At 74.1% G+C, this 5,368-nt stretch carries 3 protein-coding genes and 1 pseudogene; all 4 read right to left on the bottom strand.

Annotated elements, in window-relative coordinates:
* Positions 1-464, bottom strand: a pseudogene (locus PKY62_RS10330) (L-rhamnose isomerase); the annotation flags it as partial.
* Positions 465-593: 129 nt separating this feature from the next.
* Positions 594-1,745 (bottom strand): lactaldehyde reductase, encoded by a 1,152-nt coding sequence (gene fucO, locus PKY62_RS10325; RefSeq protein WP_324536629.1) that lies wholly within the window; start codon positions 1,743-1,745, stop codon positions 594-596.
* 112 nt (positions 1,746-1,857) lie between these two features.
* Positions 1,858-2,892: a LacI family DNA-binding transcriptional regulator gene (locus PKY62_RS10320; RefSeq protein ID WP_324536627.1), complete on the bottom strand. Its 1,035-nt coding sequence runs from the start codon at positions 2,890-2,892 to the stop codon at positions 1,858-1,860.
* A gap of 36 nt (positions 2,893-2,928) precedes the next feature.
* Positions 2,929-5,368 (bottom strand): cation-translocating P-type ATPase (locus tag PKY62_RS10315; RefSeq protein ID WP_324536625.1); only part of this gene is annotated, 2,440 nt, incomplete at its 5' end.

Below are 5,368 nucleotides of genomic sequence, written 5' to 3'. Positions count from 1 at the left end.
CGCCGGCGCATGTCCGACTGGCCGGGGTAGTTGGTGCCGTCGGCGAGCCAGATCTTCAGGTCCCGCGAGCCGGTCGCGTCCATGATGTCGAGGCACTCGAGGTGGTGGTCGATCGCCTTGCGCCGCACGCCGGCGTCCAGCGAGGCCAGCGAGCCGAACTTGTAGTCCTCGTCCTGGAACGTGTTCGAGTTCACCGTGCCCAGGGCAAGGCCCAGATCCGCGGCGTAGGCGGCCAGCGCCGCGTAGTCGTCGGTCTTGTCCCACGGGATGTGCAGCGCGACGCTCGGCGCCAGGCCGGTGTACGCCTGGACCTGCGCGGCGTCGGCGATCTTCTCCTGCACGGTGCGCGGGGTGCCCGGCGTGCCGAACACGCGGAACCGCGTGCCCGAGTTGCCGTAGGCCCACGACGGGACCTCGATGGCCAGCTGGTCGAGCCCGTCGAGGGCCTGGGCTGCGTTGCTCACTGTCGTTCTCCTTCTGCCGGTGCGACGTCGCGTCCGGCGTTATGAATCGTTTCATGCCGACTGCTCGGCGTCAACCCTCCGGTCGGCGCCGCCGAGGAGGACGGCGCCGACCGGGTGCTCAGGTGACGGTCAGAGCATCGAGCGGTACAGCGCCTCGATCTGCTCGACGCTCGCCGGGCGCGGGTTGCCGCCGGCGCAGACGTCGTCGAACGCCGACTGCGCGAGCGCCGGCAGGTCGGCCTCTGTGGCGCCGATCTCGCTGATCCGCGTGGGGTTGCCCAGGTCGCGCGTCAGGGCCGCGACGGCCTCGACGGCCGCGGTGCGCACCTCGTCGAGCGGCAGCGTGGCAGCGCCCTCGACGCCGAAGGCCGCGGCGATGTCGCGGAACCGCTCCCCCGTCGCCTCGGCGTTGAAGGCCATCACCGGCGCCAGCAGGATGCCGTTGGCCACGCCGTGCGGCGCGGAGTAGAACGCGCCGAGCGGGTGGGCCATCGCGTGCACCAGGCCGAGCCCGACGTTGGAGTAGCCCATCCCGGCCACGTACTGCGCCAGGGCCATGCGCTCCATGGCCGCGCCGTCGCCGTCGGCCGCGGCCTTGAGCGATGCCGCGATGACCTGGATGGCCTTGAGGTGGAACAGGTCGGACAGCTCCCACGCGCCGGCGGTCGTGTAGCCCTCGATGGCGTGCGTCAGCGCGTCGAGGCCGGTCGCGACCTTGAGCGAGCGCGGCGCCGTGGCCATCATCTCGGCGTCGACGACGGCCAGGACGGGGATGTCGTGCGGGTCGAAGCAGACGAACTTGCGCTGGCGCTCGGTGTCGGTGATGACGTAGTTGATCGTCGTCTCCGACGCCGTGCCCGCGGTCGTGGGGATCGCGACGATCGGCACCGATGGGTTCTTGGTCGCGGCGCCGCCCTCGAGCGAGCGCACGTCGGCGAACTCGGGGTTGGCGACGATGATGCCGACCGCCTTGCACGTGTCCTGGGGCGACCCGCCGCCGACGGCGACGAGCACGTCGGCGCCCGAGGCCCGGAACGCGGCGACGCCGGCCTGGACGTTGGCGATCGGCGGGTTGGGTGCCACGTCGGAGAAGACCTCGTACGGGAACCCGGCCGCGTCGAGCAGGTCGGTGACGCGCGCGGTGACGCCGGTCTCGACGAGCACGGCGTCGGAGACCACGAGGGCCTTGGTGAAGCCGCGACGCACGAGCTCGTCGGGCACCACCGCGACGGAGCCCGCCCCGAAGTAGGCGGTCTGGTTCCAGATCATCCGGTACGGCACGGTGCATCCTCCTGGGCGACGGTGACGAGGTGACTCCTCGTCGTGAATCGTTTCAGACTCGCGAGCCGTCAGCGTCGGACGAAGGTCCCGCCGCCGGTCAGGCCGTGGCCGGTCAGGCCGTGGCGCGGCTGGAGGCCCGCACGATGAGCTCCGGCTGGAACACCACGTGCTCGACGGCCGCCTCGTCCCCGCGCGCCAGCAGCAGCTCCGCTGCCCGGAAGCCCATCTCGTGGGTGGGCTGGCGCACGGAGGTCAGCGGGACGGCGAGCTCGCTCGCGATGTCGATGTCGTCGTAGCCGACGACGGCGACGCGCTCGAGCAGCGCCGTGCCGCCCAGCAGCCGCAGCGAACGCTGCACGCCCACCGCGACGAGGTCGTTGACGCAGAACACCGCCTCGGGCGGCTGCCCGTCCGCCACCGCGACCAGCGCCCGCAGCGCGGCGTCACCACCCGCGGCGTCGAGCGACGTCAGCGTCACCTCGTGCACCACGTCGGCCGGGTCGAGACCGGCCTCGCGCACCGCGAGGTCCACCCCCGCGCGGCGGTCCGCGCACTGGCGGATGGAGTGCGGACCGTTGAGGAAGACGATCCGGCGGTGGCCCCGGTCCAGCAGGTGCCGGGCGGCCATCGCGCCGCCGGCCTGGTCGTCCACGGACACCGAGGAGATCTCGTCGAGGGACGACGGTGCGTCGAGCAGGACCACGCGCACTCCGCGCCGCTGGAGGCGTTGCAGGTGGTCCAGGTCCTGGGTGGTCGGCACCACGAGCATCCCCACGACGCCGTGCTCCTCGAAGAGTCGCAGGTACTTCGCCTCGCGCGCAGGGTCGTCGTCGGAGCTCGCGAGCATGAGGGTGTGGTCGTCCAGCGCGAGGCGGTCCTCGATCCCCCGGGCCACCTCGGTGAAGAACGGGTTGCGGATGTCCAGCAGGATCGCGCCGACGGTCGTGATGGTGCCGGCCCGCAGCTGGCGGGCGACGCCGTTGGGCACGAACGACAGCTCGGCGATCGCCGCCTCGACGCGCTCACGGGTCGCCGGCGCGACGATCTCGGGCCGGTTGAGCACGTTGGAGACCGTCCCGACGGCGACGCCGGCCAGCCGGGCGACGTCGCTGATGGACGCGCGGCGGTGGCGCTGCTCGGTGCTCACCCGCGCATCCTCGCAGACCGCGCGGGCACCGATCGTTCAGCGGCGCGCGCGCCGCTCACCCCGCCCGCGCGCGGCCTTGTCCAGCGCGTCGACCCCGAGCACCACACCCGCCGAGGCGATCGCGACGGCCCAGCCGGCGAACCCGGGCGGTCGGTGACCCAGGACGACGGCGAGCGCCGGGACGAACAGCGCCACCACCGAGAAGGCCCCCTCGATGGACGCCGCAGGGATGAGCAGGCGGTTGGTCGTCCAGCCGAGCGCCCACGGGGTCCGCGACGCGCTCCGGCACGCGAACGCGTTGGCGGTCTGCCCGATGACGACGGTCGCGAACGCGGCCCCGGACGCGGCGGCGAGCACCGCCCCTGCGGGAAAGGCCTCCCCCGGCCGCCAGCCCGCGGCGAGGAACGTCGCGAAGAACGCCGCCATCGCGAGGACGGCCTCGGTGGGCCCCAGCAGGCCGAACGCACGGCGCAGCACCCCGCGGTCGAGCAGCCGGCCGGAGACCGGCGGGCGCTCGAGCAGGTGCCGGCCGGGCGGCTCGGCGCCCAGCGCCACGGCGGACAGGGTGTCCGTGCCGAGGTCGAGCGCGAGGATCTGGAGCACGCCCAGCGCCAGCGGGATGTTCCCGCCGGACAGCCCCCACACCATGAAGGGTGCGAGCTCTGCGACGTTGTCGGACAGGTGGTAGGTGAGGAACCGGCGGATGTTGACGAACGTCGCGCGGCCCAGCTCGATGCCGGCGACCACCGACGCGAAGTGGTCGTCGAGGAGCACGAGGTCAGCGGCCTCGCGCGCCACGTCGGTGCCCGAGGCGCCCATCGCGATCCCGATGTCGGCCTCGCGCAGCGCCGGACCGTCGTTGACCCCGTCGCCGGTCATCGCCACGACGTGCCCGCGCGCCCGCAGCGCCCGGGCGATGCGCAACTTGTCCTCGGGCGCCACGCGCGCCACGACGACGCCGTCGTGGTCGAGCAGCTCCCCCAGCGCCGCGTCGTCCGCCGGCAGGTCCGCGCCCACGAGCACCGGGTCGTCCGGCCGGCGCAGGCCCACCTGGGTGCCGATCGCGGCCGCCGTGACGGGGTGGTCGCCGGTGATCATCGCGACGGCGACCCCGGCCCGGCGGCACGCGGCGAGCGCCTCGGCGACGTCGGTGCGCGGCGGGTCCTGCAGCCCGACGAGCCCGTAGAGCTCGAGCCCCCGCTCGGCGATCGCGACCACCGTCGGGGTGTCCGACCCGGCGGGTCGGCCCGCCACCGCGAGCACCCGCAGGCCCCGCGCGCTGAGCAGCTGGGCTGCCTCGACGGCGCGCGTGCGCTGGTCCGCGTTCGTGCACAGCGGCAGCACGGAGTCCGGCGCACCCTTGGTGACGACCTCGCCGTCGGCGACCACGGACATCCGCCGCCGGTGGGGGTCGAAGGCGAAGGCGATGTCCGAGGACGAGCGCGCGCGCGGGGTGTCGGTGTCCAGGCCGAGGCGTCGCGCGAACGTGTCCAGCGCGGCCTCCATGGGGTCGCCGTGCGCACGCCAGGTCCCCTCGTGCGGCTCGGCGTACCCGCGTGAGCACCGCGCCCCGGAGCGCGCGAGCCGCTCGAGCGCCTCGCGAGCACCGCGGTCCGCACCGTCGGCGTCCCGCAGCTCGACGTCGGCCGTCGGCTGGTACCCCGGGGTCGCGACGCGCGCGGCCCCCACCGGCGTCCACGCCTCGACGACCGTCATCTCGTTGCACGTCAGCGTGCCGGTCTTGTCGGTGCAGACGAACGTCACGCTGCCGAGCGTCTCGACCGCGTCGAGCGTGCGGACCAGCACGTTGCGGTGGGCCATCTGTTCGGCGCCCCAGGCCAGCGCGAGGGTCACAGTGGGCAGCAGGGCCTCCGGTACCAGCGCGACGGTCACTCCGAGGGCCAGCTCGAACCCGCGCGCGAGCGGCTGACCGAGCGCCACGGTCAGCACCACGAAGCCCAGCCCCACGCCCACCGCGATGAGGCCGATCCCCCGCACCACCCGGCGCAGCTCGAGGGTCAGCGGCGTGGGGTGGTCCGTGACCAGGGCGGTCGACCGCGCGATCCCGGCCAGCCGTGTCCCGGTCCCGGTCGCGGTGACCAGCGCCTCTGCCGTGCCCTCGACGACGAAGGTGCCCGCGTGGAGGGTGTCGCCGACGTCGAGCCCTGTCGGCTCGCTCTCCCCCGTCAGCGTGGAGGTGTCGACGAGCAGCACGTCGGCGATGATCACCCGTGCGTCCGCCGGTACCCGGTCCCCCGCCTCGAGGACGATGACGTCGCCGCGCACCACCTCAGGCGCGTCCAGCCGGCGCACCACGCCGTCGCGACGCACCGCGACGCGCACGGGCAGCAGGCGGCGCAGCATCTCGGCCGCGCGGTCCGCGCGACGCCCCTGCGCGAACGAGAACAGCGCGTTGGCGACGATCACCGCGACGACGGCGACGGACAGCTGCGGCAGGTGCGCGAACCAGGCCAGC

The organism is Actinotalea sp. (genome assembly GCF_035443605.1).
GTDB lineage: Bacteria > Actinomycetota > Actinomycetes > Actinomycetales > Cellulomonadaceae > Actinotalea.
Note: the sequence above shows the minus strand (reverse complement) of the source record. Positions and strands in the feature narration are given on the sequence as shown.